Here is a 25,630-nt window from a genome sequence, read left to right as displayed (position 1 = left end):
ACGAACATCCAAGAGACGGGAGTAAGCTAGCGCGTATGAGCGAAGCCATCGTTACGCAGACCAGTATTCCCCAAGAGCGCCGACTCGTCACCGAGATCCCCGGCCCACGATCGAAGGAGCTGCACGCTCGCCGGCAGGCCGTCGTGCCGCCCGGGGTGCACAGCGTGCTGCCCGTCTACATCGACCGTGCTCACGAGTCGATCCTCGTTGACGTCGACGGTAACCAGATCATTGATGTGTGCGGCGGCATTGGCGTCATGACGGTCGGTCACACCGATGAGTCGGTTGTCGCGGCGGCCACCGAGCAGCTCGGCAAGGTCACGCACACGCTGTTCACGATGACTCCCTACGCCCCCTACGTCGAGGTGGCAGAGCACCTCGCAAAGGCCATCTCGAGCGATGAGCAGTACAAGACCCTGCTCATGAACTCGGGCGCCGAGGCCGTCGAGAACGGTGTCAAGATCGCACGCAAGCACACGGGCCGCCCCGGCGTCGCCGTGCTCGAGAACGCGTACCACGGTCGCACGATGCTCACCTCGTCAATGAACCACAAGGCGGCGCCCTATGCGGCCGGTTACGGCCCCCGCGCCGGCAACATCTACAAGGCTCCCGGTTCATACCCGCTGCACGACGGTCTCTCAGGCGCTGAGGCTGCCAAGCGCACCATCGCGTACCTCGAGAAGGTCGCTGGCGCCGAAGATCTCGCCTGCCTCGTCGTTGAGCCCATTCAGGGCGAGGGCGGCTTCATTGTGCCCGCCGACGGCTACCTGCCCGCGCTCGTCGAGTGGTGCCGCGCCAATGGCGTCGTCTTCATCGCCGACGAGGTCCAGGCAGGCATGGCCCGCACCGGCACGATGTTCTCGTACCAGCAGTTCGGCATTCAGCCCGACATCGTACTGACCGCCAAGGGCATCGCCGGTGGCCTCCCGCTGGCGGGCATCACGGGCCGCGCCGAGATCATGGACAAGTCGCAGCCTGGCGGCCTGGGTGGCACCTTTGGTGGCAACCCCGTCGCGTGCGCCGCGGCCGTCGCTGTCTTCGAGAGCATCGAGCGCGACGCGCTGCTGCTCGAGGCGAAGCGTGTCGAGTCAACGTTCGGCGAGGGGCTGCGCGCGCTGCAGGCTAAGCATCCCGCGATCGCCGAGGTGCGCGGTCACGGCGCAATGCTCGCCATCGAAGTGACCAAGCCCGGCACGCTCGAGCCCGACGCCGAGCTCGTGCAGCGCGTCATCGACTACGGCGCACAGCACGGCGTGCTGCTGCTCTCGGCCGGTGTCTACAACCAGGCGATTCGCTTCTTGCCCTCGGTCAAGATGACTGATGAGCTCATCACCGATGTGCTCAGCGTGCTCGACGAGGCATTTACTGCCGCGTAAGCTCCGGATCGCGTAAGGGCCGCGCTACCTCACCGGTAGCGCGGCCCTTACGCGTATCTGCCGTGCGTGGCACGCAGAGCGTGCCCATCGTGCGCTACGGCGCTTGAACAAGCCCCGTGTCGACGACATCGCCCACGGCGTGGACGTCGATGACAATAACCGTCACGTTATCGCGCCCCGAGTTGTTGAGCGCCTGTTCGACGAGTGTGCGTGCCGCTTCTTCGGCGGTCTCACACGTCGCCAGAAAGTGCTGAATGCCCACCTCGGTAAGTTCCTTGGTGAGCCCGTCTGAGCAGATGAGAAGCCGCTGGCCCGCGATCAATGCGAGTGACGTGTAATCGGGGATCGGCGCCTCACCGAACCCAACCGCGCGAGTGATGACGTTGGCGTGCGGGTGGCTTTCTGCTTCTTCTGGCGTGATCGCGCCCGTGTCGATCAGGTGCTGCACCACCGAGTGGTCGACAGTGATCTGGCTGAGCGCACCCTTGAAGTACTGGTACACCCGCGAATCGCCAATGTTGAACACGCGCCACGTAGGTTCATCGTCGGTGCCGAGACTCACGCCCGTCACCGTTGTGCCCGCGCCCAGGTCCGTCTCGCCCGCATCAAGCTCAATGTCCTCCACCGCATCGGCGAGCACCGCGTCGATGTCGGACTCAGTGACGAGCTCGGCACCACCCAGTTCTGCGAGCCTGCGAACGACAGCCGCAGAGGCCACCTCACCTGCAGAGTGGCCACCCATACCGTCGGCCACCGCGAAAATGGGTGGCATCGTGATGTAGCTGTCTTGGTTCGTCTCGCGCCTGTGACCGACATCAGTGAGCCCAAACCATGAAAGGTCTAACTCGAGCTCGCCGTCGCTGCGATAGCGCAGCCGTCGCCGCGCGGCGTTCTCTCCGCGGGCCGTCATTGCTTGCACCTGTTAGACATCAGTTCATCCTATCCTGCCCTGACCGAGCGGCGGCTACCGATCGGTTCATGCGCCCGCGTGCGCCGGAGCGCCCAGCGTTGTTACGAGTGTGAGCGCGTCATCTACGAGAGTGAGTTCAAGCGACTGTTCAGCGGCCCAATCGAGCAGCGAGTTGAGGCTGTCGATATGCCGCCCGGTCGTGGCAAGCCTGCGCACTAGGTCACCCTTTGCAGCCTTATTGAAGTGATTGAGCGCACGCACCTGTCCGTCTGCGCCTCGTTGCACGACGTGCAGCGAAAACCCCTCCCCCGCGCGTAGCGGTGCGAGGGCGGCATAGTCTTTCGAGCGCAGGTCGAGCGTAAACGCGCTCGATGGAACGGCCGCGTGCGCCGCCGACCACACGCGCTTCAGCGGGCCGCCCAGTGCGGGGAGCCGCGATGACGCGGATAGGCGATACGCAGGAATAAGGTCGAGGGCCCGCACCTGTCCAAAGAGCGCAGACTGAACCCGCACGTGCTCCGCCGCCCAGGATCTTGCCGCCGCGTCGAGCGACGAGGCATCTAGCGCGTCGAACAAGACTCCCGTGTAGCGATCAAGAACGGGCATCGCTCCGCTCGTAGTGAGCACGAGATTGTGGCCGAGCTCACCGCGGTTCTTCACCCCGAGCTTGAGTGCTTTCGCGGCCGCCTCTTGATCGGCGTCTGGCGCGCACAGGGCTTCGAGTGCGGCACGCACCTGCGCCCGAGCTTCTGAGAGCGCGTCGTGAGCAAACAGGTTCGATTGATCGAAACGATGGGACCCGCCCTCGCGCTTCGTTTCAGAAGGGGGCAACAGGATCAGCATGACGGCCTTTCGGGAGAGACGGCAGAAGGCCGACCGCACACGTAAGGTGTGCGGTCGGCCTTCAAGAGAGAGAAAGTTACGCTACCAGCGCGGCCTTGCTCGCGACAATGGTAACCGTGTCGTGATCAACCGAGAGGAAACCGCCCTCGGCGTCGACGACGATCTTGCTGCCGTTGTCTTGGGTCACGCGAACCTCGCCCTGCGCGAGCAGGGCAAGCATCGGCTGGTGACCGGTGAGCACGCCGATCTCGCCTTCGACCGTGCGCGCGACAACCTGGGAGGCAGAGCCCGTCCAGACCTGGCGATCAGCCGAGACGACATTCACGTTGAGTGCCATGACTTACGCCATGTCCTTCTGCATCTTCGCCCACTTTTCTTCGACGTCGGAGATACCACCGACGTTGAAGAACGCCTGCTCGGCGACGTGGTCGAACTCGCCCTTGGCGATCGCGTCGAACGACTCGATGGTCTCCTTGAGCGGAACCGTCGAACCCTCGACACCGGTGAACTTCTTCGCCATGTAGGTGTTCTGCGAGAGGAACTGCTGGATACGGCGCGCGCGCGACACCGTGATCTTGTCGTCCTCAGAGAGCTCGTCGACGCCGAGGATCGCGATGATCTCCTGCAGCTCCTTGTTCTTCTGGAGGATCTGCTTGACCGTGGTTGCCACGCGGTAGTGATCCTCGCCCAAGTAGCGGGGGTCAAGAATACGCGAGGTCGAGGTCAGCGGGTCGACCGCGGGGTACAGACCCTGCGATGCGATCTCACGCGACAGCTCGGTGGTTGCGTCGAGGTGCGCGAACGTGGTTGCCGGCGCGGGGTCAGTGTAGTCATCTGCGGGCACGTAAATGGCCTGCAGCGACGTAATCGAGTGACCGCGGGTCGAGGTGATGCGCTCCTGCAGGATACCCATCTCATCGGCGAGGTTCGGCTGGTAGCCCACAGCAGAGGGCATACGGCCGAGCAGCGTCGAAACCTCAGAGCCAGCCTGAGTAAAGCGGAAGATGTTGTCAATAAAGAGGAGCACGTCCTGCTTCTGAACATCACGGAAGTACTCAGCCATCGTCAGGGCCGACAGCGCAACGCGCAGACGGGTCCCGGGCGGCTCATCCATCTGGCCGAACACGAGGGCGGTCTTGTCGAAGACACCGGCCTCGTCCATCTCGTGGATCAGGTCGTTACCCTCACGGGTACGCTCACCAACGCCAGCGAACACCGAAACGCCGCCGTGATCCTGAGCCACACGCTGGATCATCTCCTGGATGAGGACGGTCTTACCGACGCCTGCACCACCGAAGAGACCAATCTTGCCACCCTGAACGTAGGGGGTCAGGAGGTCGATGACCTTGATCCCGGTTTCGAAGAGCTCGGTCTTCGACTCAAGCTGGTCGAAAGCGGGGGGCGTGCGGTGGATGCTCCAGCGCTCTGAAACCTCAAGCTTCTCGCCCTCGGGGAGGTTCAGAACGTTGCCAGCAACGTCGAAAACCTTACCCTTGGTGATGTCGCCCACGGGAACCGTGATCGAGCTACCGGTGTCGACAACCTCCTGGCCACGGACGAGACCGTCGGTGGGCTTCAGAGCGATTGCGCGCACGAGGTTGTCGCCGAGGTGCTGAGCAACCTCGAGCACCAGGGTGAAGGCTTCTGAGCCCTCGCCGAAGTCAACCTTCGTCTCAAGCGCGTTGTACACGGCGGGGATCGCGTCGTGCGGGAACTCGATGTCGACAACGGGGCCGGTTACTCGAGCGATCCGCCCGACCACCTTGGCCTCTGTCGCCGATGCGGCGGTTTCGGTCATGATTCTCTCTCTTCGTACTTCGACTAGTTGGACAGCGCGTCAGCGCCGCCCACAATCTCGGAAATCTGCTGGGTGATTTCGGCCTGGCGAGCGTTGTTCGCGAGGCGGGTGTAGTCGCGGATCAGCGTGTCAGCGTTATCGCTCGCCGACTTCATCGCCTTCTGAGTGGCGGCGTGCTTCGCAGCAGCCGACTCGAGCATTGCGTTGAAGATGCGCGATTCGATGTAGGCAGGCAGCAGCTGTTCGAGCACGGCATCTGCCTCGGGCTCGAATTCGTACAGCGGCTCCGGCGCCTCGGTAGGCTCAGCAACGCCTTCGACAACCTCAAGCGGCAGCAGGCGGTGCACCTCGGGAACCTGGCTCACCATGGTGATGAGGCGGTTGTATACGAGGTGGATCTCCTGTGCGCCGCCGTCTTCTGCGGGGCGTGCGAAGACCTCGAGTACCGAATCGGCGATTTCCTTCGCCGTATCGAACCCGGGGTTCTCGGTGTCGCCGGTCCATACACGCTCGGCGGCACGCTGGCGGAAGGAAAAGTAGCCCTGCGCCTTACGGCCGACCAGGTAGTACACAACTTCCTTACCCTCGGCGCGCAGAAGCTCTGAGAGCTCCTCAGCTTCACGAAGCACCTGCGAGTTGAAGGCGCCCGCGAGACCGCGGTCAGAGGTGAAGATCACCACCGCTGCACGGACGACCTGATCGGCCTCCATGAGCAGCGGGTGGTCAGTCTTTGAGTGCGTGGCGACGGCTGAAACGGCGCGGGTGATCGCGGTGGCGTACGGCGTGGATGCTTCGACCCGTGCCTTCGCCTTCTGAATGCGAGAGGCTGCGATCAGCTCCATCGCACGGGTGATCTTCTTGGTCGTCTGGGCAGACTTAATCTTCTGCCGGTAGACCCGAAGTTGCGCTCCCATGTCTCTCCTGTGTTCGTCGGTGCTGGCTGGTGGTGGCGGTGAGGCGGGGGCCTAAGCCCCCGCCATCACTCGTCACTACTTCTTGACGACCAGCTGCTCCTGCTTGATGTTTGCCTCATCGAGCGTTTCGAACTGCTCGTTCAGGCTCTTGCCCTCGCTGGTGCGGAACTCGCTCTTGAACTTCTCGATGTGCGAGGTGATCTCGGCCACGAGTGAGTCATCGAGCACGTTGGTCTCGCGAAGAGTCTTGAGAGCCTCGGAGTTGCGGCCGAGGTAGTCAAGGAACTCACGCTCGAAGCGAAGGATATCCGCGACGGGAACCTCGTCCATGAAGCCGTTGGTGCCAGCCCAGATCGAAACGGTCTGGTCCTCAACGGGGTAGGGCGAGTACTGACCCTGCTTCAGGAGCTCGGTGAGGCGTGCGCCACGCTCGAGCTGCTTACGGCTTGCCGCGTCGAGATCCGATGCGAACATCGCGAATGCCTCGAGTGCGCGGTACTGAGCGAGCTCAAGCTTGAGCGTGCCCGACACCTTCTTGATCGACTTCACCTGAGCGTCGCCACCCACACGCGAAACCGAGATACCCACGTCAACTGCGGGGCGCTGGTTAGCGTTGAACAGGTCTGACTGCAGGAAGATCTGGCCGTCGGTGATCGAGATCACGTTGGTCGGAATGTACGCCGAAACGTCGTTTGCCTTGGTCTCGATGATGGGCAGGCCCGTCATCGAGCCTGCGCCGAGCTCGTCCGACAGCTTCGCACAACGCTCCAGCAGGCGCGAGTGCAGGTAGAAGACGTCACCGGGGTATGCCTCGCGGCCCGGCGGGCGGCGCAGCAGCAGCGATACGGCACGGTAGGCCTCGGCCTGCTTCGACAGGTCATCAAAAATGATGAGCACGTGGCGGCCGTCGTACATCCAGTGCTGACCAATGGCCGAGCCGGTGTAGGGTGCCAGGTACTTGAAGCCCGCGGGGTCCGATGCCGGCGAAGCCACGATGGTCGTGTACTCCATGGCACCGGCGTCCTCGAGCGCGCCCTTCACCGAAGCGATGGTCGAGCCCTTCTGGCCGATAGCGACGTAGATGCAGCGAACCTGCTTCGACTTGTCGCCCGACTCCCAGTTAGCCTTCTGGTTGATGATCGTGTCGATCGCGAGAGCGGTCTTGCCGGTCTGGCGATCGCCAATGATGAGCTGACGCTGGCCACGGCCAACAGGGATCATCGCGTCAATCGCCTTGATGCCGGTCTGCAGCGGCTCGTGAACCGACTTACGCTGCATCACACCGGGAGCCTGGAGCTCAAGTGCGCGCCGGCCCTCGATGCCAGTGATCTCGCCGAGACCATCAATCGGTGCGCCGAGCGGGTCGACAACGCGGCCGAGGTAGCCCTCGCCCACGGGTACCGAGAGAACCTCGCCCGTGCGGGTAACGGGCTGACCCTCTGCAATGTCGGTGAATTCGCCGAGAACGACAACGCCGATCTCGTCTTCTTCAAGGTTCTGAGCAAGGCCCAGAGTGCCGTCCGCAAAGCGAACGAGCTCGTTAGCCATAACGCCGGGGAGACCCGCGACGTGTGCAATGCCATCGGCTGCGTCTACGACGGTGCCGACCTCGGTCTTCTCTGCCTGCGACGGCTCGTACGACGCTGCGAAATCCTTCAGCGCGTTACGAACCTCATCAGGGCTGATGGAGAGTTCTGCCATTTCGATTCCTCTGTCTGTTCCGGAAAGCCTAGGCCCCCGGGATAAAAAGTGGTGCCCTAAGCTGCGAGCTGCGTGCGCAGGTCGTCCAGTCGGGAACGGATGCTGCCGTCGATCACATCGTCCGTGATCTGCACGCGGATCCCGCCAATGACCGAAGGATCAATGACGGTGGTGATCTTCACGGTGCGACCCGCTGTGCGCTCGAGAGCGCTCGCGAGTCGGGCCTGCTGCTGCGCCGAAAGCGGCGCAGCGACGGTGACGGTGGCGAGATCGCAGCCAATCTGGTCAGCGCTGATCCGAGCTGCTTCGCGCAGCGCAGATTCGAAACGACGACCGCGAGGGTACGACACCAGCTGGTTTGCGACCGTAATCGCAGCAGCCGAGACCTTGCCGGTCAGGAGGCGCTCAAGGAGCGACACCTTACCGGCCGCGGCCACGAGCTTGCTGCCAAGCGTGAGCTGCAGCTCGTGGTTACGTGCGACCAGATCGGCAACCGACAGCAGCTCGTCTGAGAGCGCGGGCTGCGAGACGCCCGTAGCACGAATGCCGAGCTCCTCGATGCCTGCAGCGAACTCGTCTGGGCTCGACCAGCGGCCGGAGACCGCGGCGCCAAGGACCGCGAGCGCGTCAGCGGAGAGCGCGCCGAAGAGCTGTGAGATCACAGCGCTCTTCGCCTCGGCCGCTGCGGAGTGGTCTCCGAGCGCGGATGCGAGTGCGGGGTTCGAGGCGATAGTGCCCGAGACCTCAAGCAACTCGGTGCCAACGCTTGTGGCCAGGCCGTCCCGGAGTGCGGTACGTGCCTGCGCAAGTGCTTCGCGTGACGCGCTGCCCATTACTTGGCCGCCTTCTCGGAAGCCTCAAGGTCAGCGAGGAAGCGATCGACCAGAGCCGATGCCTTCTGGTCATCGGTCAGGCTCTCGCCGACCACGCTCGAGGCGAGATCGATCGCGAGCGAACCAACGTCCTTGCGCAGCGAGACAACGGCGCTCTGACGCTCTGCCTCGATCTGAGCCTGAGCGGCCTGCGTGATGCGTGCCTGCTCGGTGACGGCGTCTTCCTTGGCCTTTGAGACAATCTTCGCGCCGTCTGCACGTGCAGCGTCGCGGATCTCGCCAGCTTCCTGGCGGGCGCTTGCGAGCTGCGCGGTGTACTCCTGCAGCGCGGCCTCCGCCTTAGCCTGAGCTTCATCAGCCTTCGCGATGTTGCCTTCGATTGCCTCGGCGCGAGCGTCCAGCATCACCTGGACCTTCGGAAGGAAAACCTTCCAGAAGGCCACGAGGAGGATGAGGAATACAATCGCTGACCAGACCATGTCGTACGTTGCCGGGAGCAGCGGGTTACGGGCTGCTTCTGCGGCGACGAACAGCGATGCGGGGTTCATCGTGCCTCCCTTTCGAGACTAGGGAAAGAGTGGTCTATTAAACGAAGATGAAGTAGGTAGCAACACCGATGAGTGCGAGCATCTCGGTGAACGCGATACCGATCCACATCATGCCCTGGAGCTTACCTGCGAGCTCGGGCTGACGAGCGGTGCTCTCAATGGTCTTGCCAACGACGATTGCCACGCCAATTGCGGGGCCGATGGCTGCGAGGCCGTAGCCTACGGTCGCGATGTTACCCGAGATTGCAGCGAGAACAGACACAGTATGTGTTTCCTTCCGTATGTGAGTGCGGCGGTCGCCAACACCCGGTGGGGGTTTTAGTGCTCTTCAGCCAGCGCGAGCTGGATGTAAAGCGCGGTGAGCAAAGTGAAGACGTAAGCCTGCAGGCCGGCAACGAACAGCTCGAAGAGCGTGAACGCGATGCTGAACCCGAAGGTGACAGCGCCGACGGCGGGGAAGATACCCCCGGCAGACAGGATGAAGAAGTTGGTGGCCGAGAACAGCAGCACCATGATCATGTGACCCACGAGCATGTTCATCAGCAGTCGCAGTGCCAAGGTCACAGGGCGCATGATGAACGTCGAGAGGAACTCAACGGGAGTCACGAGCAGGTACATGATCTTGGGCACGCCTGCGGGGAACAGTGAGTTCTTGAGGAAGCGACCCGGGTGCTTGCGCAGGCCAGCGTAAATGAACGCGATGTAAGCAACGACCGCCATAACGAGCGGGAAGCCCACAACCGACGACGCCGAGATGTTGACACCCGGAATCACCGCCGTAGCGTTAAACGCGAAGATCAAGAAGAACATCGACATGAGCAGGGGCGCGAAACGACGCCCCTCCTTCGCGCCGAGCTGCTCTTCAATGATGTTCTTGCGCACGAAGTCGAGCGCAAACTCAAGAACGCCCTGAGCGCGGTTCGGAACAACCCTGAGGTTGCGCGTACCTGCCCAGAACAGAATCAGCAGTACCACGAGCATGACCACACGAAGGATCATGATGCGGTTCATCTCGAACGGCGTACCTTCAAAGAGCACCGCCGCCGGGAAGAAGTCGTCAAGGGTAGGGCCGTGAAAGCCACCCGATTCAGAACCAAAAAGTCCGGGGGCAACGAGGTGCATAGCGTTTGGGAACAGCGCCATTCTCCTGTATTCGGGGTGCGGAAGAAGCCGCACGGCTTCGAACGATGGACGAGCCCCCAGCACTTATTGCGCGCACGACAAGTGGCGCCCGGCAGGGACTCGACCAGTGTAACAATATTTTCGCGCTCAGTGAAACTGAACGGCCAAAAAAACAGTTGCGATGGGCGCAGCGTCTGGCGCCCGTTCGCTAGCCTGGCAGATTAGCGATCGGTATGCGCCCGCGCGCAAAGACCACCGCGTTTACGGTGAGTGAAACCACCACACCGACAATGATTCCAATAAACATCATGGTCGGGTTGAGCCAAGGCTGCTCCCGTAGCAGGATCGCTGCGACAAGGAAGACAACGATCTTGAGCAGCCAGGCGCCCATCACAATGCTGAAAAAGATCTGAATAAAGATTGGGCTCGAAGAGAACCTGTTCGCAAACGCAATACTCCCAGCAGTGAGCGTAATGAAGAGGCCGGCAATGCCTGCGCCAATCGCACCGCCTGCTACCCCTGTGAGCCCTGAGACGAGCCACCCAATTCCGGCGAACACCACCACGAGCAGCAGCGATACGACTATCCCCCAGCGCACCGCACGCAGCAGCACCGGCTGCGAGGTGGGCATCAGATCAATGGCCTCGTCGTCGTAGTTGGCGGTGTCGGCCCGGTCTGCACCCGGCGTTGGTTCGTGTTCTGTCACTCGGTTCTCCTGTCAGTAGGCACACGTTCGACCTAAGGTAGCAAGCTCCGTCGTGCGATCGCTGAGCGCACTCGATTAACCGGGAACAGGAGCACCAGCACGCACACGGTGCCACCGATGATCAGTACCGTGAGTGGCACCGTGTAGCTCTGCAGCGTAAACACGAGCAGCGCCGCGGTCGAGAGCACAGCCGAACCCAGGTAGAAGATAATGACGGCCTGCACGGGTGAATGGCCCATGTTGAGCAGGCGGTGGTGCAGGTGAAGCCTATCGGCGGTAAACGGGCTTTGACCGGCCTTGAGGCGCCGGAACACGGCGAGTGCAAAGTCTGCGAGCGGCAGCGCGAACACGGCCACGGGCAACAGAATCGGAATGTAGCTTGCGATCACGAGCTTCTGGTCGAGCGCAGCGGGGTTCAGTTTACCCGTCACGCTCATGGTGCTCGCCGCCATCAGCAGCCCGACGAGCAGTGCGCCGGTGTCACCCATAAACATTTTCGCGGGGTTCCAGTTATAAGGAATGAACCCCACACACACCGCCACCACTATGCACGCGATGAAGCTCGCGAGCGTGACCGCGTCAACCCTGCCGATGCGCTCGTGCAGCAGCAGCGTGTACACAAAGAAGACCGAGTTCGAGATGATCGCTACCCCTGCAACCAAGCCGTCGAGCCCGTCGACAAAGTTGACCGCGTTCATCACCAGGGTCATGAAGAACACGGTAATCCCAAAGTTGAGCACCGACGAGCCCACAAATAGCGTGTTGCCCACCGGCAATGACACAATCTGTAGCCCGTTCCACGCAAGCAGACCTGTCGCGGCGAACTGTGCCCCCAGCTTGATCATCCAGTCGAGGTCGAGGAGATCGTCGAGGATCCCCACGGCGGCGATGATGATACAGGCGCCCGCCAACGCCCACATTTCGGTGCTTTCGGTATAGATCGACTGAAACTCAGGCACCATCGCACCAACACCGAAGGCCGAGAGCAGCCCGACAAACATTGCTACACCGCCCAAGCGTGGCGTTGGCGTCTTGTGCACATCGCGCGCGCGCACTGCGGGGGCGAGGTTAAACCTGCGACTCAGCAGCAACACGACGTACGACGCGATCGCGGTGACCACGACGGCGACCCCTGCCACGATCAGGTACGGGAGCATCTCAGTCCTCGAACGTTACCCGAGGCAGCGCCTCGGCGAGGGCTTCACGTGTCACGCCACCCTGCCGCAGAATACGCAGGGTGCCCCCGTCTTCTGTGAGCCCCGTCGCGTCAATGATGGTCGACGCCGGGGGCTGATCCGGAACCTCGCCGTACTCCAGGTACACCTCGACCGAGTCGGCAAGCATGGCCTGCGCCTCGGCTGCGGTACGCGCCGCGGGCTCACCGGTCTTGTTCGCCGACGACACAGCGAGCGGGCCGGTTTCTTGCAGTAGCTCCAGCGTGAGCGGGTGGTTGGGAATGCGCAGTGCGACGGTGCCGCCTGTCTCTCCCAGGTCCCAGCTGAGGGCGGAGTTAGCGTTCGTAACAATGGTCAGCGCGCCCGGCCAGAACGTCTCGGCGAGCGTGCGCAGCGTGCTCGGCACCTCAGCCGCGAGCGCTCCGAGCGTGGCGACGTTGGGAATCAACACGGGCGGCGGCGACTGCCGCGTGCGGCCCTTGGCGTCGAGCAGCCGCTGCACCGCTTCGGGCGTAAACGCATCGGCCGCGACTCCGTAGACGGTGTCGGTCGGCAGCACCGCGAGCTGCCCGCTGCCGAGCGACCTGCGCGCCGCGCGCATCGCCGATAGAAGCTGTGTGGTGTCGCTGCAATCAAAGACCTCTGCCATAGCCCCCCAGCTTACTCCGGTTAGCTCACGGCCCGCGCCGTCGTCACCCGGTCTCGGCCCGTCAGATCGAGGTGGGTCTGCGCCAGGGTCCAGCCATCTCGCTCAAGCAAGCGCCGGATCGCCGCCCCCTGCTCCTCTGCGTGCTCGAGCGCAATGAGCCCCCCGGGGGCCACCAGGTGACGCCCCACCCTGCTCAGAACTCGAATGACGTCGAGGCCGTCCTCGCCCCCGTACAGCGCGAGATCCGGATCGTGCTCGCGCACTTCGGGGTCGCGGGGAATGGCGGCCGCCGGCACATAGGGTGGATTCGAGGCCAGCACGGTGACGCGCCCCGCCAACGGCAATATGGCCCGCGCAACCGCACTGGCGGGCGCAACGACGGGCCCGGCGGGATACTTGGGGTCGAGCTCTGCCACGTCACCGAGCAGCAGCGTCACCCGGCCGTCGCCCCACTCGGCCACGTTACGCGTCGCCCAGGCGTGCGCTTCGACGCTCTTCTCGACAGCCCACACGCGGGCGCCGGGCACCTCTTGTGCAAGCGCCAGGGCAACGGCTCCACTGCCCGTGCACAGGTCAAGTGCGACCGCATCGTTCGCACCACGGAGCTCATCGATGGCGAGCTGCGCGAGCAGCTCGGTCTCGGGCCGCGGCACGAAGACTCCCGGGCCGACTTGGAGCTCGAGCGTGCGAAACGCGGCCCGGCCGGTCAGGTGCTGCAGCGGCACACGGTCGGCGCGCTGCGCTGCGAGCGCTTCGAGTCGCGCGGCGTCGTCGCCTTCCAGTGTGCTGCCCATGATGGCAAGGGCCTGCACGCGCCCACGCGAAACCCCCAGCACGTGCCCCGCAAGCAGTTCGGCGTCGGCCTCGGGCGTGTCGATGCCTGCCTGGGAGAACTGGTCGCACAGTGCGGCGAGCATGTACTGCAGCGAGCGTGGATCTGATGCCATGCGTCAACCTTCCCACACCGCAGGTAACGCGCGTAACAGAGCGACACCTTTCATAACTTCTGACTACCCCTCCAATAAGGTGGGACTATAGTAAGCGACGTTCAACACACGCAGGAGGAAGCACCCATGGCACGGATCTACGACAACATCACCCAGGCATTTGGTAACACGCCGCTCGTGCGACTGGGGCGCGTCACCGAGGGCGCCGGCGCAGAAGTTTACGCGAAGCTCGAGTTCTACAACCCGGCAGGTTCGGTGAAGGACCGCATCGGCATCGCGATCATCGATGCGGCAGAGAAGTCGGGGGCGCTGAAGCCCGGCGGCACGATCGTCGAGGGCACGAGCGGTAACACAGGTATTGCGCTCGCGTTCGTCGGCGCTGCCCGAGGCTACCGCGTTATTCTCGTAATGCCCGAGACGATGAGCATTGAACGCCGCAAGTTCCTCAAAGCCTTTGGCGCCGACATTGTGCTCACACCCGGTGCGGCAGGCATGAGCGGTGCGGTCGAGAAAGCGAGAGAAATCGTTTCGGACACACCCGGCTCGATTCTCGCCAACCAGTTCGGCAACGACGCGAACCCGCAGGTGCACTACGAGACGACCGGCCCCGAGATCTGGGCCGACACTGACGGTTCGGTCGACGTTTTTGTCGCTGGTATCGGCACAGGCGGCACCATCACCGGCGCAGGTCGCTACCTGAAGGAGCAGAACCCTGGCGTGCGCGTTGTAGCGGTCGAGCCGAAGGACTCCCCCATTCTCACGGGCGGCCAGGCAGGCCCCCACAAGATTCAGGGACTCGGCGCAAACTTCGTGCCAGAGGTGCTCGACACAGACCTCTACGATGAGGTCGTCGATGTTGAGCTGGACGACTCGTTGCGCTTTGCACGCGACCTCGCCACTAAGGAGGGAATCCTGGTGGGCATCTCGGGTGGCGCAGCCATTGCCGCAGCAGTCGAGGTGGCGCGTCGCCCAGAGAGCGCAGGCAAGAAGATCGTGGCCATCATTCCCGATTCGGGCGAACGCTACTTCTCAACACTCCTGTTCGCAGACCTCGAGGTATAACTAAGACCCATGAGCATCCTGTCGAGAATTCGCGAAGATGTGCGTTCGGCGCGCGCCCACGACCCCGCCGCCCGCGGCGCCGTCGAGGTCTTTTTCGTGTACTCGGGGTTACACGCGGTGTGGTGGCACAGGGTGTCACACGCGCTGTGGCACCGAGGCGCACGGTTCCTGCCGCGCGCTATCTCGCAGGGTGCCCGGTTTTTCACCGGCATCGAGATTCATCCCGGTGCCACCATCGGTAGGCGGCTCTTCATCGATCACGGCATGGGTGTCGTGATCGGTGAAACCGCTGTCGTAGGTGACGACGTGCTCATCTATCACGGGGTGACACTTGGCGGCACGGGCCACGGGCGAGGCAAGCGTCACCCCACACTGGGCGACCGCGTCGTCGTTGGGGCCGGCGCAAAGCTGCTTGGCGCAATCGACCTGGGCCACGACAGTGCGGTGGGCTCAAACGCCGTTGTGGTGCGCTCTGCCCCACCCTGGACCACGCTCACTGGCATTCCGGCAGCAGCGCGGCCACGCCGCGGGGCGCCGCACGCAGAACAGCCCGACATGGCGGACTTCTACGTGATCTAGTCTCACCGCAAGCGGCGGCCGTGCTCCGCCATCCAACGCTTCGTCCGGCGACTCTCCACAATGATCATCGTGAGCCCCAGCAGCCACAGCGGCGCCTGCACCGCGAACGCCCATTTAAAGGCTTCGAGGGAATAGTCTTCGGGGGATCCGGCGCCCTGAGCGTCGAGCGAGAGCCCCAAGAGCAGCATGACCACCAGGGTCGCAATGAACCCGCCGGTGTTGACGAACCCGGTCGCAAAGCCAGCGAAGCTGCGCGGCGCGTGCGATCTCAGCACTTCGAACGCGATCATCGACGCCGGCCCACCCAGCGGCATCACGAGGATCAGGGCAATGAGCAGCCACATCGGCGGTGCGCCGGGCCACAGCAGCACCAAGCTCCACGTGCAGGCGATTGCGACAGTGATGCCAAAGTTGATCCAGACGCGTCGCTCGACGAAGCGTGAGCTAATCGGGCCCAGCATGAGCCCCGCGAACATCGAGGAGAGCACGGTGAGGCTCAAAAGCCCCGCCGACTCGGTGGTACTGAGGCCCACCCCGCCGGTGAGAAACGGCGTACCCCACAGAAGCAAAAAGGTGTTGAGCGCGAAGGGCGAGGTGAAATGAACCCAGAATGCAAGCCGCACACCGGGGATCTGCAGCATGCGCCTGGCCTGCGCGAAAAATGCGGGGCCACGCCCAGCGCCAACGACGGGAATCGACGAAGTAGCGGGCGGAGCGATGGAGGTGGTGATCACCTCCGGTTCGCCCGCGAGCGACCGCGCATTGCGCGTGAGCTGCCCCGGCCGACCGGTGATGCGCTCGAACAGTGTAGGCGCGCCGGGCTTGTCGCGCAGCACAGCGGCGCCGACGATGGTGACCACCAGCCCGGCCGCGGCGAGCCCCAAAAACCCGTTCGTCCAGCCCGCCGCACCCACGAGCAGCGCGAGCGGGGTGACCGATACGAGCTGACCGGCTTGACCTATGAGCCCCGTGAGCTGGCTCACGGTGGGCAGCTGGCGCACCGCGAACCACTCGGGCAAGAGTCGCATTACGCTGATGAAGGTGCAGGCATCGCCCGCCCCCACGAGCACGCGCGCAAGAATCGCGAGCGACACCTCGGGCACGGTCGCCATGGCGACCTGCCCAATGATCATGAGAACCCCACCGCCCAGCACCATCGCTGTGGTGCCGACGCGGTCAAGCAGCAGGCCAACGGGAATCTGCAATCCCGCATACACGACCAGCTGAATCACCGGAAATGCTGCGAGCGTGGTCGCGTCAATGCCGAAGTGTTCTTGTGTTGCTGGGCCGAGCGCCGCGAGCGACGATCGGTTGATCACGGCCACCGCGTACGCTATGGCCGCGACACCCCAAACGATCCACGGGAGCATTGGGTGGCGGGCAGTGCGCATGCCTAACAGCCTATCGCCGCATTCGGGCTTAGAATTCACCCACAGAGATAAGTTTCATTGCCTGGCTACAGGTGGCACATATGCATTACAGTGAGGAGCACTTGTGAGCGCGTTCGATACGAGGGAGCTCGCGTGGGCGGCCCTGCATCACACGCGCACCACCGCGCAAGATCTCGCCGATATCGCGGGCCGCTACCCCGAGTTTGCGTCGACCATCGCCACGCACCCGAGCGCCTACCCTGAGCTGCGTGACTGGGCTCGCTCAATGTCTCAAGATCCAGATGCCACGGCCTCGCGCCGCCTTGCGCCTGCGGGCGCGGCTGTGCTCGCGGCGACTACCCCGCAAGCGCTGCTCATCGCCCCCACGCCCGCGGGCACGAGATTCACGCTGGCCCCCGACGGCGGCGCCAGCGGGCCCATGTTCGCGCCGCCCATGGCGGGTACGGGTTTTGGGGCTCCCCCGCCCGTCGCCCCGTCTCAAGCTCCGGATCACGCCGCGCGGCGCAAGCGGGTGCTCTGGTGGACCCTCGCGGGGCTCTACGCCGTGGCAGTCCTAGCCAGTGCGCTCTTTGAGGCTCGGTATTGGTTCGAGAGTTTTCTGACGGACGGGACGCTGCCCTACCCGATCTTCGCGTTTCTTGAATACCGCGGCCTCTCTCTCGTGTTCGCCGTGCTGTTTGCGGCACACTGCATGATCGCCGCACCGCGAGGCTGGCGAAAGGCCATATCGCCTATCTTTGTAGTCTTGTCTCTGCTCCAGGTCTGGGTGCCCTTCGTAGGCATGTTCACCGGCATGACATTCTTCCTCGCCCTTGCTTACTTCGTCGCGCGACCGATACGTGGTGCAGGCTGGGCTGCGCTACCCGTATTTATCGGGGCGGGAGTCCTCCCCGTACTGCTAATAGACTTCGGGTGGCTCTATAACAGCCCCAGCCCTGTACTGGCAGTCTTAATGCACTGGGGGATCCTGATGGCGGTGACTGCGCTCGGGGTATTTATGGCGGAAGCATTGAGCAGGGGCGCTGTACGGCGCATCGCTACGAGCGATGCTGCATGGGCACAGCAGAGAGCTGAGCGAGAAGCACTACTCGCGCAGACTGTTGCTGGCGCAGGAGACGCGCAAACGAGCATGTGGGCATTGGCCGAGCTCCAGCGTCCGCCACGCAACAACACACTCGCGGTGCTTTCGCTCGTGTTCTCGGTGCTCATGGCGCTACCCGCCATCGTGATGGGTCACGTAGCGCTGGCACAGATTGCCCGCACGGGTGAGAGCGGCCGGGGTCTCGCGATCGCCGGGCTCATCATCGGATACTTCATGCTCGTTGTGGGCGTTGTAAGCGCGATCCTCTACAGCTTGGTCTTCTACCCGCTCTGGGCGCTCATGGTCTAGGGCCCGCTCATGCAAACGGCCTCGCTCGTGTGGGCGGGGCCGTTTGTATACCTTGGGCGTCCGGCGCTACCTGACTCGTGCCACTTTACTGCTGGCGCGCAGTGCACATGTCGAGGCTTTTGTGGCAACAGCCCAGGCGAATGCGGCTTTTACCCCGCATCCAATGCACCAAAGATCGATTCCTATGGGGAATAGGTGTGTTGCAGCCCGGCAAAGAGGGCGTGCGGCCAAAAGTGGGTGTTATCGGTCCTGATAACACCCACTTTTGGCCACACGATGTCTTGGCGCCTCTCTGTGACCTGGTTCGTGCGGTCGAACACCTACCAGCACCGCATCCAATCAGCGATTTCCTATCAAATTGAGTACGAAAATCTAAAAGTGGCACGAGTCAGGTTCTACCCGCTCTGGGCGTTCATGGTCTAGGGCCCGCTCACGCAAACGGCCCCGCTCGTGTGAGCGGGGCCGTTTGTATACCTTGGGCGTCTGGCGTTACTCGCCGAGGCTCGCCAGGCGGTCTTCTTCGTCCATGCGAATGCACGACTCGATGACCGCGTCGAGCGCGCCGTTCATGACGTGGTCAAGGTTGTAGGCCTTGTACCCTGTGCGGTGATCGGCAATGCGGTTCTCGGGGAAGTTGTACGTGCGAATACGCTCCGAGCGATCCATGGTGCGAATCTGGCTCGAACGGTGTGCGCTGGCCTCGGCCGCGGCTTCCTCCTGCTTACGCGCGAGCAGCCTGGCGCGAAGCACTCGCATGCCCGCATCGCGGTTCTGCAGCTGGCTCTTCTCGTTCTGCATCGCAACGACAATACCGGTGGGAATGTGCGTGATGCGCACGGCGGAGTCCGTCGTGTTCACCGACTGGCCGCCCGGACCGCTCGAGCGGTAGACGTCAATCTTGAGGTCGTTCTGTGCGATCTCGACCTCTTCTGGCTCGTCAACCTCCGGGTACACCAGCACCCCAGTGGTTGACGTGTGGATGCGGCCCTGCGACTCGGTAACGGGCACACGCTGCACGCGGTGCACACCACCCTCGTACTTCAGGTGCGCCCATGCGCCCTGCGAAGGGTCAGACGGGTTGGCCTTGATCGCAACCTGCACGTTCTTGTAGCCGCCAAGATCGCTCTCGTCTTTCTCGAGGATCTCGGTCTTCCACCCCTTTGACTCTGCATAGTGCATGTACATGCGCAGCAGGTCAGCACCGAACAGCGCAGATTCAGCGCCGCCCTCGCCACCCTTGATCTCAAGAATCACGTCACGCGCATCGTCTGGGTCACGCGGAATCAAGAGCCTGCGCACCTTTTCTTGCGCTTCAGCGAGCCCCGCCTCGAGCTCGGGGATCTCTTCAGCGAATGCGTCGTCCTCTTTCGCGAGCTCGCGCGCGGCCTGAAGGTCCTCCCCCAGGTGCTGCCAGTGCTCGTATGCGACCTTGATCTTGTTGAGTTCGGCGTATCGCCGGTTAACCTTCTTGGCGCGTGTCGCATCGGCGTGCAACGCCGGATCGGCCAGGGCCTCCTGCAGGGATTCGTGCTCCTTGAGCAGCGTCTCAACCTGTTCGAACATGTTTCCTCCGAGAGTGTGTTGCGTATGCGTGACCGTGGGCGCTTACGCGCTAGGCCGCGGAGGTGGGCTGAAGGGCTGCGGCGCCGCGGGTGCGTGAACGCTCCGCGTCAACGACGAGCTGCGCGCCGGTCGCCTGCGCGAAACGAATCTCGCAGTTTGCGACCGTGCGTAGCTCGCGCAGCAGCTGCTTATCTGCTGCGACACCGGTCTTCGTAGCGGCCGTGACGAGCACGGTCAGCGATCCGGCGTTCTCGGCGTTGCGTGCCGCGCCAAGAACGCGTCGCACCTGGGTGATCGCAAAATCGTCGATCGCGCCGTGAGCGGGGCGTGCCGAAACGGGCTGTGCCTGAGCGTAGGCCCGTGCCAGGTCACCCACCGAGTCCACCAGCACAACGACGTCATGCCCCAGCTCGGCCAAGCGGCGTGCGCGGTCGATACCCAGTTCGGCGACGGTGGCCTGATCTTCTGCCGGGCGTTCGAACGACGCCGCGACGACCTCGCCGTTTACCGTGCGCGTGAGGTGCGTAATGTCCTCGGGCTGCGCGTTTGTGAGCAGCAGCATCAGGTGCGCGTCGGGCGCATTCGCGCTGACACCGGCGGCAATCTGGCTCAGCACCTCTACACCGCGTGCGGGCTTAGGTACTACGAGCAGACCTCGCTGGCCCAAGCCTACGGGAGCGGCGGCGTCGATCTCGGCCCCAAGACCCGCCCCCTGGGCGAGCTTAAGCTGGCGCTCAGGGTAGATAGCAGCAAGCTCTGCGAACTCTTCACGCTTTTCGTTCTCTTCGAGTGAGCGCCCGTTGATGGAGTCGACCTTGACGATCGCGTTGTACTTCTGACGGCCCGCCTGCTCGCCCTCGCGGGGCTGGCGAATGGCGCCGACGATAGCATCGCCGCGCTTCATGCCGTACTTCTTGACCTGCCCGAGCGAAACGTAGACGTCACTCGTGCCGGGGAGGTAGCCGGTGGTGCGCACGAATGCGTAGTTATCGAGCACGTCGAGAATGCCGGCGATGGGTAGCAAGACATCATCTTCAGTGATCTCGGGTTCGAAATCGTCGCCCTGGCCGCGACGCTTGCGGTCACGCTGGCGCGTTCGGCTTGAACGAGAATCGTTGTTCTTATCGTTCTGCTTGTGCTGGTCGTTACCGTTGTTACCGCCGTCGCTGGCCTTCGCGTCGGCGTTCTTCGCTTCGGTGTTCTTCGCGTCGGTGTTCTTCGCGTCACCGTTCTTCGCGTCGGCGCTCTTGGCGTCAGCGTTCTTGGCGTCACCGTTCTTGGCGTCAGCCTGATCTTGCTTCTGGCCACGGCGCTTGCGTGAGCGAGCGGGTTTGTCTGAATCGGCCGTCTCGGCAGCCGGCTGCCCGGGAGTCTCTTCTGCCCCCTGGGGCGCTTCGGGCGTAGTCGACGAGGCTGCAGCTTCATCAAGTTTCGCCTCGATTGCGGCTGCGACAGACTCGGGTGCGCCCGTGGCACCCGCCTCTGCAGTGGCGGCCTGCTGAGCGGCATCGGCTTCTGCCTTCGCTGCCTTCGTGACGCGCGCACGACGCGTCTTCTTCACGGGTTCAGGTTCCGTTGTTGCATCGTCTGCAACGGAGGCAGATTCCGCGGCCGTGGGAGCTTCAGCGGCTGCAGGCGCATCTGCCGTAGCGGCATCTGCGGCGGGGGCTTCAGCAACCTTCTTGCGCGCACGCGTCACGCGCTTCTTCGGTGCGTCCGCAACCGGCGCGTCCACCACGGGTGCGTCAGCCGCTTGGTCTGCTGCTGCAGTATCTGCGGCATGTGTAGCTGCGGGCGCTGCCTCTGCGGCCTCGGCTGCACTGTCAGTCGCCTCGGTGACGGGCTTCTTACGGGCGCGGCTTACTCGCTTCTTCGGCGCTTCAGCGGGCTCTGCTGCCAGTGCAGCGGCGGGCGCAGCGTCCACAGGGGGCGCCGCCTCGGCCGCGGGCGCCGAAACCGTCACGGCTGCTGCGGCTTCGCCAGCAGGAGCCGTGACACGGCGCGAGGCGCGCTTGCGCACGGGCTTCTCGGGGGCGGTCTCAGCCGCAACAGCGCTGGCCTGAGTTTCGGTCACGTTATCGTTCACAGTGTTGTCCTCCACAGTGTGTTCCTCTCGGAATGTTGCGTAGCTGGCGCGAAGCGCACCACCGCAAAATTGCACGTTGTGTGCGATTGGATCGACGGGCAGTCGCCCTGACGAAGAAATGATCCACCCCTCCACAGCGGCACAAACACCGTGCACCGAAACACTCGGCCGCGCGGGAACGCTACTGGGAAACGCGCGCAGAATGCGCGGGGATCGGCTCCACTGTAGCACCCTTCGTGTCAACCGCGAGAGTAAGCACGCGCCAATCGGGGTGCTTCTCAGCGACCAAATCGGCGGCGGCCATGCGCTCCAGGGGCCCGTTTGACAGTACGAGCACCGACGGCCCCGCCCCCGATACGACGGCCGGATGACCCGCGGCACGCAGCTCGGCGATCAAGTCGCGCGTGCCCGGCATCGCAGCCCCGCGGTAGTTCTGATGCAGTCGATCCTCGGTCGCTTCAAACAACAGCTCAGGGCTCTGCGTGAGCGCGGCAATGAGCAGGGCCGAGCGCGACACGTTAAACACCGCGTCCTCGTGCGGCACCTGCTGCGGCTGCAGGCTGCGCGCAAGCTCGGTCGACATCGTAAAGCTCGGCACGAGCACCAGCGGCGCCACACCCCGGTGCACCATCAGTTTCTTAAACTTCGGCCCGTCGGCGGTGGTCCAAGCGATCGTGAGCCCGCCAAAAAGCGCCGGCGCCACGTTATCGGGGTGCCCTTCAAGCTCAGTTGCGAACGCAAGCAGCTGGGTCTCGCTGAGGGCAAGAGGCGACACCGGATCGCTCTCAAGGAGCCCCGCGGCGATCATCACTCCGGCGACAATGGCAGATCCGGAGGAGCCCATGCCGCGACCGTGAGGAATGCGGTTGTGAGCAGAAAGTTCGATGCCAGGGATGTTGCGGCCCAGGCGCTCGAAAACGTGAGCGGCCGAGCGCACGACCAGGTTCGTAGCGTCGGTGGGCACTTCGCCCGCGCCGACGCCCGTGACGTGTACGAGCGCGCCTGGCTCGTCGCGGGTCACCGCGGTGAGCTCATCGCCGTACGCCAGAGCGATGCCGAGCGTGTCGAATCCGGGGCCCAGGTTCGCGCTAGTGGCGGGCACACGCACCCGCACCGCGCGGTGCACCGTTAGGCCCGCCGCTGATCCGGCGCTCACGCGTTGCCCTCGAGGCGCAGCACGCTCGTGACCTCGTGCACCAGATCGGTAGCACGCAACGCGTCAACCATCGCGGCGAGGTCTGCCTCGCGGGCGACGTGCGTACCGATCACGAGCAGTGCGCGACCGGGCGCGCCGTCGGCGATGTTCTGCTCGACACTCGCCGCTGAAACGCCGTGCTCTGCGAGGAGGCCCGCGATGCGCGCGAGCACACCGGGCTGGTCGCGCACTTCGAGCATCACCTGGTAGGCGGTGCTGACCGCGCCCACGGGCAGGATCGGCAGCTCGGCGTGCAGGGAGCCTGCAATGCCGGGGCCGCCCACGACGTGGCGGCGCGCCGCTGACACCAGGTCACCGAGCACCGCCGATGCGGTCTCAGAGCCGCCAGCGCCCGCACCGTAGAACATCAGTTCGCCAGCGGCCTCGGCTTCGACGAACACCGCGTTCTTGCCACCGTAGACCGCCGCGAGTGGGTGATCGCGGCGAATCAGTGCCGGGTAGACGCGAGCAGAGACACCCTGCGTGCCGTCGGCAGCAGTGAGCCGCTCAGCGATTGCAAGCAGCTTGATCACGAAGCCAGCCTTCTTGGCTGTCTCGATCTGCTCGAGCGTGATGCTCGAGATACCCTCGCGGTACACGGCCTCGACCGGCACCTCGGTGTGAAACGCGATCGAAGCGAGAATCGTAGCCTTCTGCGCCGCGTCGTAACCCTCGACGTCAAGCGTCGGGTCTGCCTCGAGATAACCGAGTTCGCTCGCGACCCGCATCGCGTCTTCGGCGCTGTCACCAAAGCGATCCATGCGGTCGAGAATGTAGTTTGTTGAGCCGTTCACAATGCCCATTACACGCGTAATGTGATCGCCCGCAAGGCTCTCACGCAGCGGGCGCAAGATAGGGATTGCGGCGGCAACGGCTGCCTCGTATGACAGCTGCGCGCCCACCTGTTCGGCGGCTTCTGCGAGCTCGGGCCCGTGTGCGGCGATGAGCGCTTTGTTGGCGGTGACGACGTCGGCGCCGCCCTGCAGTGCCTGCAGGATGAGCGTCTTTGCGGGTTCTATACCACCCATGAGCTCGATGACAATATCTGCGCCCTGCACGAGGCGGTCAGCGTCGCTTGTAAAAAGTTCCTGGGGCAGGTCGACGTCGCGCTTCGCATTCACATCGCGCACGGCAATGCCAGCGAGGGTGAGACGCGCGCCAATACGCGCGGCGAGCTCGTCGCCGTGCTCGAGAATGAGCCTGGCTGTCTGGGCGCCCACCGAGCCGCAGCCCAGCAGGGCGACGCGTAGGTCACGGTATCCGTTCACTTCACTGTCTCCGATCATCGTGTGTGTTGCGCCGCACACACCGTGTGGTGCGGCAGGTTTGCGCGCCGTCGCCCGTAAACGTGGGCGACGGCGACGAAGCTTAGAGCCCTGCGGGCGGCAGGTCGCAGGCCGCCGCGCGGGGCGCGGGCTGCCACGCAGGCGCGCCGGTCACGCTTTTCGCGAGCAACTGTTCTTCGGTCTCGCCCGCCACAATGAGGCGCGCGCTACCGCCCTGCACTGCTACGACAGGGGGCCTGGGCACGTAGTTGTAGTTACTCGCAAGTGACCAGCAGTACGCCCCAGTCGCGGCGACGGCGAGTGTGTCCCCCGGACGCACGTCGCTGGGCAGTAGGTCTCGCGGCACGACGATGTCACCCGATTCGCAGTGCTTGCCGACCACGCGGGCCAGCGCAGGCGCGGCCTGGCTCTCGCGGTTTGCGAGCACCACGTGATAGTCGGAGTCGTAGAGTGCGGGGCGGGCGTTGTCACTCATACCGCCGTCAACGCTCACGTACAGCCGTTCGCTGTAGCCGAGGTCTGCCGGGTCTGCCGCTGCATCGCTACCCGCAAGTTGCACCGTCTTTGTCGTACCGACCGTGTAGATCGTGACACCCGCCTGACCGATGACAGAGCGACCGGGCTCGAACGCGAGCTTGGGCACCGGGATTCCTACTTCTTCGCAGCTTGCAGCGACGATATCGGCGAGCTCACGCGCAATCGTCGCCACCTCGGGTGCCTGCTCTGCCTGAGCGGGTGTGTAAGCAATACCAAAACCACCGCCGAGGTTGAGCTCGGGAATCTCACGCCCCGCCAGCTTTGCGAGCTCGGGATACACGCCGAGCAGGCGGCGTGCCGACTCTCGAAAACCCTCGGTCGCGAAAATTTGCGACCCGATGTGGCAGTGGAGACCGACGAAGTCGAGCGACTCGTGGCCGAGGATCTGTTCGACGAGACGGGGCGCGTCTGCCAGCGGGTTGCCAAACTTTTGGTCCTCGTGAGAGGTGGCGAGGTAGTCGTGGGTCGAGGCGTGTACGCCGCTGTTGACGCGCAGGCGCACACGCTGCACACGGCCCTGTGCCGCGGCCACGCGCGCGATACGCTCGGTCTCGATAGCGCTATCGATAATAATGGTGCCCACCCCGGCAGCCACGGCAAGCTCAATCTCGCCGATCGACTTGTTATTGCCGTGGAAGCCGATGGCCTCGGGTGCGACGCCCGCGGCAAGCGCGACCGCAAGCTCACCACCGCTCGCAACGTCGACCGCGAGGCCCTCCTCGGCCATCCACTGCGCAACCTCGACGCACAAGAATGCTTTGCCGGCGTAGTAGACGGTGGCTGAGGTGCCGATGCGCTCGGCCTCACTCGTGAGCGCTTGGCGCACCTCACGCGCTTTCGCGCGAGCAGCACCCTCGTCAATAACGTAGAGCGGTGAACCAAACTGAGCGGTCAGGTCGGTGGCCCGAATTTCGCCAATCTTGAGCTCTCGGCACTGGTTGCCGCGGCGCGCCGAGGGCGGAAACACGCGGGTGTCAATGGCGTTCAGGTCGGCCGGCTGGGGGGCAGCGGTCATCACA

At 63.9% G+C, this 25,630-nt stretch carries 24 protein-coding genes; 4 read left to right on the top strand and 20 right to left on the bottom strand.

Annotated features, from left to right (window positions below):
- Nucleotides 1-35: 35 nt before the first annotated feature.
- Nucleotides 36-1,376, top strand: a complete 1,341-nt coding sequence (locus ACXR2T_RS11805; RefSeq protein WP_458839513.1) for an aminotransferase class III-fold pyridoxal phosphate-dependent enzyme — start codon at nt 36-38, stop codon at nt 1,374-1,376.
- Nucleotides 1,377-1,470: 94 nt separating this feature from the next.
- On the opposite strand, the gene ACXR2T_RS11800 is transcribed toward ACXR2T_RS11805, so the two are convergent.
- The 14 genes from ACXR2T_RS11800 to prmC form a co-directional block, all read right to left on the bottom strand.
- Nucleotides 1,471-2,286 carry a PP2C family protein-serine/threonine phosphatase gene (locus ACXR2T_RS11800; protein ID WP_458839511.1) on the bottom strand — a complete coding sequence of 272 codons (816 nt, stop codon included), beginning with the start codon at nt 2,284-2,286 and terminating at the stop codon, nt 1,471-1,473.
- Nucleotides 2,287-2,352: 66 nt separating this feature from the next.
- Nucleotides 2,353-3,129, bottom strand: a complete 777-nt coding sequence (locus ACXR2T_RS11795) for a YaaA family protein (RefSeq protein WP_489945534.1) — start codon at nt 3,127-3,129, stop codon at nt 2,353-2,355.
- Between the two features lie 76 nt (nt 3,130-3,205).
- Nucleotides 3,206-3,466, bottom strand: a complete 261-nt coding sequence (locus ACXR2T_RS11790) for a F0F1 ATP synthase subunit epsilon (RefSeq protein ID WP_458839507.1) — start codon at nt 3,464-3,466, stop codon at nt 3,206-3,208.
- 3 nt (nt 3,467-3,469) lie between these two features.
- On the bottom strand, nt 3,470-4,927 hold the full coding sequence (gene atpD, locus ACXR2T_RS11785) for a F0F1 ATP synthase subunit beta (RefSeq protein ID WP_458816089.1): 1,458 nt from the start codon (nt 4,925-4,927) through the stop codon (nt 3,470-3,472).
- A 23-nt stretch (nt 4,928-4,950) separates the two neighbouring features.
- The gene (locus tag ACXR2T_RS11780; protein WP_458816087.1) at nt 4,951-5,841 is read right to left on the bottom strand and encodes a F0F1 ATP synthase subunit gamma; all 891 of its coding nucleotides are present in this window, start codon (nt 5,839-5,841) and stop codon (nt 4,951-4,953) included.
- A 75-nt stretch (nt 5,842-5,916) separates the two neighbouring features.
- Nucleotides 5,917-7,542, bottom strand: coding sequence for a F0F1 ATP synthase subunit alpha (atpA, locus tag ACXR2T_RS11775; protein WP_458816085.1), 1,626 nt, complete (start codon nt 7,540-7,542; stop codon nt 5,917-5,919).
- Nucleotides 7,543-7,598: 56 nt separating this feature from the next.
- Nucleotides 7,599-8,375: a F0F1 ATP synthase subunit delta gene (locus ACXR2T_RS11770; RefSeq protein WP_458839505.1), complete on the bottom strand. Its 777-nt coding sequence runs from the start codon at nt 8,373-8,375 to the stop codon at nt 7,599-7,601.
- Entirely contained in the window at nt 8,375-8,923 is a 549-nt protein-coding gene (locus ACXR2T_RS11765; RefSeq protein WP_458839503.1) for a F0F1 ATP synthase subunit B, read from the bottom strand. The genes ACXR2T_RS11770 and ACXR2T_RS11765 overlap by 1 nt, the downstream gene beginning before the upstream one ends.
- A 37-nt stretch (nt 8,924-8,960) precedes the next feature.
- A complete protein-coding gene (gene atpE / locus ACXR2T_RS11760) occupies nt 8,961-9,185 on the bottom strand; it encodes an ATP synthase F0 subunit C (RefSeq protein WP_325093250.1) in 225 nt (74 codons plus the stop codon).
- A 56-nt stretch (nt 9,186-9,241) separates the two neighbouring features.
- Nucleotides 9,242-10,066, bottom strand: a complete 825-nt coding sequence (atpB, locus tag ACXR2T_RS11755; protein ID WP_489945533.1) for a F0F1 ATP synthase subunit A — start codon at nt 10,064-10,066, stop codon at nt 9,242-9,244.
- Between the two features lie 187 nt (nt 10,067-10,253).
- The gene (locus ACXR2T_RS11750) at nt 10,254-10,751 is read right to left on the bottom strand and encodes a Cg1360 family ATP-synthase-associated protein (protein WP_458839500.1); all 498 of its coding nucleotides are present in this window, start codon (nt 10,749-10,751) and stop codon (nt 10,254-10,256) included.
- A 32-nt stretch (nt 10,752-10,783) separates the two neighbouring features.
- On the bottom strand, nt 10,784-11,908 hold the full coding sequence (locus ACXR2T_RS11745; RefSeq protein ID WP_458816074.1) for an MraY family glycosyltransferase: 1,125 nt from the start codon (nt 11,906-11,908) through the stop codon (nt 10,784-10,786).
- A 1-nt stretch (nt 11,909) separates the two neighbouring features.
- Nucleotides 11,910-12,575 carry an L-threonylcarbamoyladenylate synthase gene (locus tag ACXR2T_RS11740; RefSeq protein ID WP_458839499.1) on the bottom strand — a complete coding sequence of 222 codons (666 nt, stop codon included), beginning with the start codon at nt 12,573-12,575 and terminating at the stop codon, nt 11,910-11,912.
- A 20-nt stretch (nt 12,576-12,595) separates the two neighbouring features.
- Entirely contained in the window at nt 12,596-13,522 is a 927-nt protein-coding gene (gene prmC, locus ACXR2T_RS11735) for a peptide chain release factor N(5)-glutamine methyltransferase (RefSeq protein ID WP_458839497.1), read from the bottom strand.
- Nucleotides 13,523-13,648: 126 nt separating this feature from the next.
- Between prmC and cysK the strand changes: the two genes are divergently transcribed.
- Both cysK and cysE read left to right on the top strand, forming a co-directional pair.
- Complete coding sequence (cysK, locus tag ACXR2T_RS11730; protein ID WP_458839495.1) at nt 13,649-14,584, top strand: cysteine synthase A; 936 nt, start codon at nt 13,649-13,651, stop codon at nt 14,582-14,584.
- 9 nt (nt 14,585-14,593) lie between these two features.
- Nucleotides 14,594-15,163, top strand: coding sequence for a serine O-acetyltransferase (gene cysE / locus ACXR2T_RS11725; RefSeq protein ID WP_458839493.1), 570 nt, complete (start codon nt 14,594-14,596; stop codon nt 15,161-15,163).
- Between the two features lie 2 nt (nt 15,164-15,165).
- Here cysE and ACXR2T_RS11720 read toward each other — a convergent pair whose 3' ends face one another.
- Nucleotides 15,166-16,554, bottom strand: a complete 1,389-nt coding sequence (locus tag ACXR2T_RS11720; protein ID WP_458839491.1) for an MFS transporter — start codon at nt 16,552-16,554, stop codon at nt 15,166-15,168.
- A gap of 103 nt (nt 16,555-16,657) precedes the next feature.
- On the opposite strand from ACXR2T_RS11720, the gene ACXR2T_RS11715 reads away from it, so the two are divergent.
- Complete coding sequence (locus ACXR2T_RS11715; RefSeq protein ID WP_458839490.1) at nt 16,658-17,944, top strand: DUF4190 domain-containing protein; 1,287 nt, start codon at nt 16,658-16,660, stop codon at nt 17,942-17,944.
- A 489-nt stretch (nt 17,945-18,433) separates the two neighbouring features.
- Here the strand turns inward: ACXR2T_RS11715 and prfA are convergent, their stop codons facing one another.
- From prfA to lysA, 5 genes are all read right to left on the bottom strand, one after another.
- Nucleotides 18,434-19,507, bottom strand: a complete 1,074-nt coding sequence (gene prfA, locus ACXR2T_RS11710) for a peptide chain release factor 1 (protein WP_458816060.1) — start codon at nt 19,505-19,507, stop codon at nt 18,434-18,436.
- A gap of 49 nt (nt 19,508-19,556) precedes the next feature.
- A complete protein-coding gene (locus ACXR2T_RS11705; protein WP_458839489.1) occupies nt 19,557-21,608 on the bottom strand; it encodes a hypothetical protein in 2,052 nt (683 codons plus the stop codon).
- A gap of 166 nt (nt 21,609-21,774) precedes the next feature.
- Entirely contained in the window at nt 21,775-22,749 is a 975-nt protein-coding gene (gene thrB, locus ACXR2T_RS11700; protein ID WP_458816056.1) for a homoserine kinase, read from the bottom strand.
- Nucleotides 22,746-24,074 (bottom strand): homoserine dehydrogenase, encoded by a 1,329-nt coding sequence (locus ACXR2T_RS11695; RefSeq protein WP_458839487.1) that lies wholly within the window; start codon nt 24,072-24,074, stop codon nt 22,746-22,748. Before ACXR2T_RS11695 ends, thrB begins: the two co-directional genes overlap by 4 nt.
- Nucleotides 24,075-24,156: 82 nt before the next feature.
- The gene (lysA, locus tag ACXR2T_RS11690) at nt 24,157-25,626 is read right to left on the bottom strand and encodes a diaminopimelate decarboxylase (RefSeq protein ID WP_458839485.1); all 1,470 of its coding nucleotides are present in this window, start codon (nt 25,624-25,626) and stop codon (nt 24,157-24,159) included.
- Between the last annotated feature and the right edge of the window lie 4 nt (nt 25,627-25,630).

It is taken from the genome of Leucobacter faecis (assembly GCF_054456635.2).
This window is presented reverse-complemented; position numbering and strand designations above follow the sequence as displayed.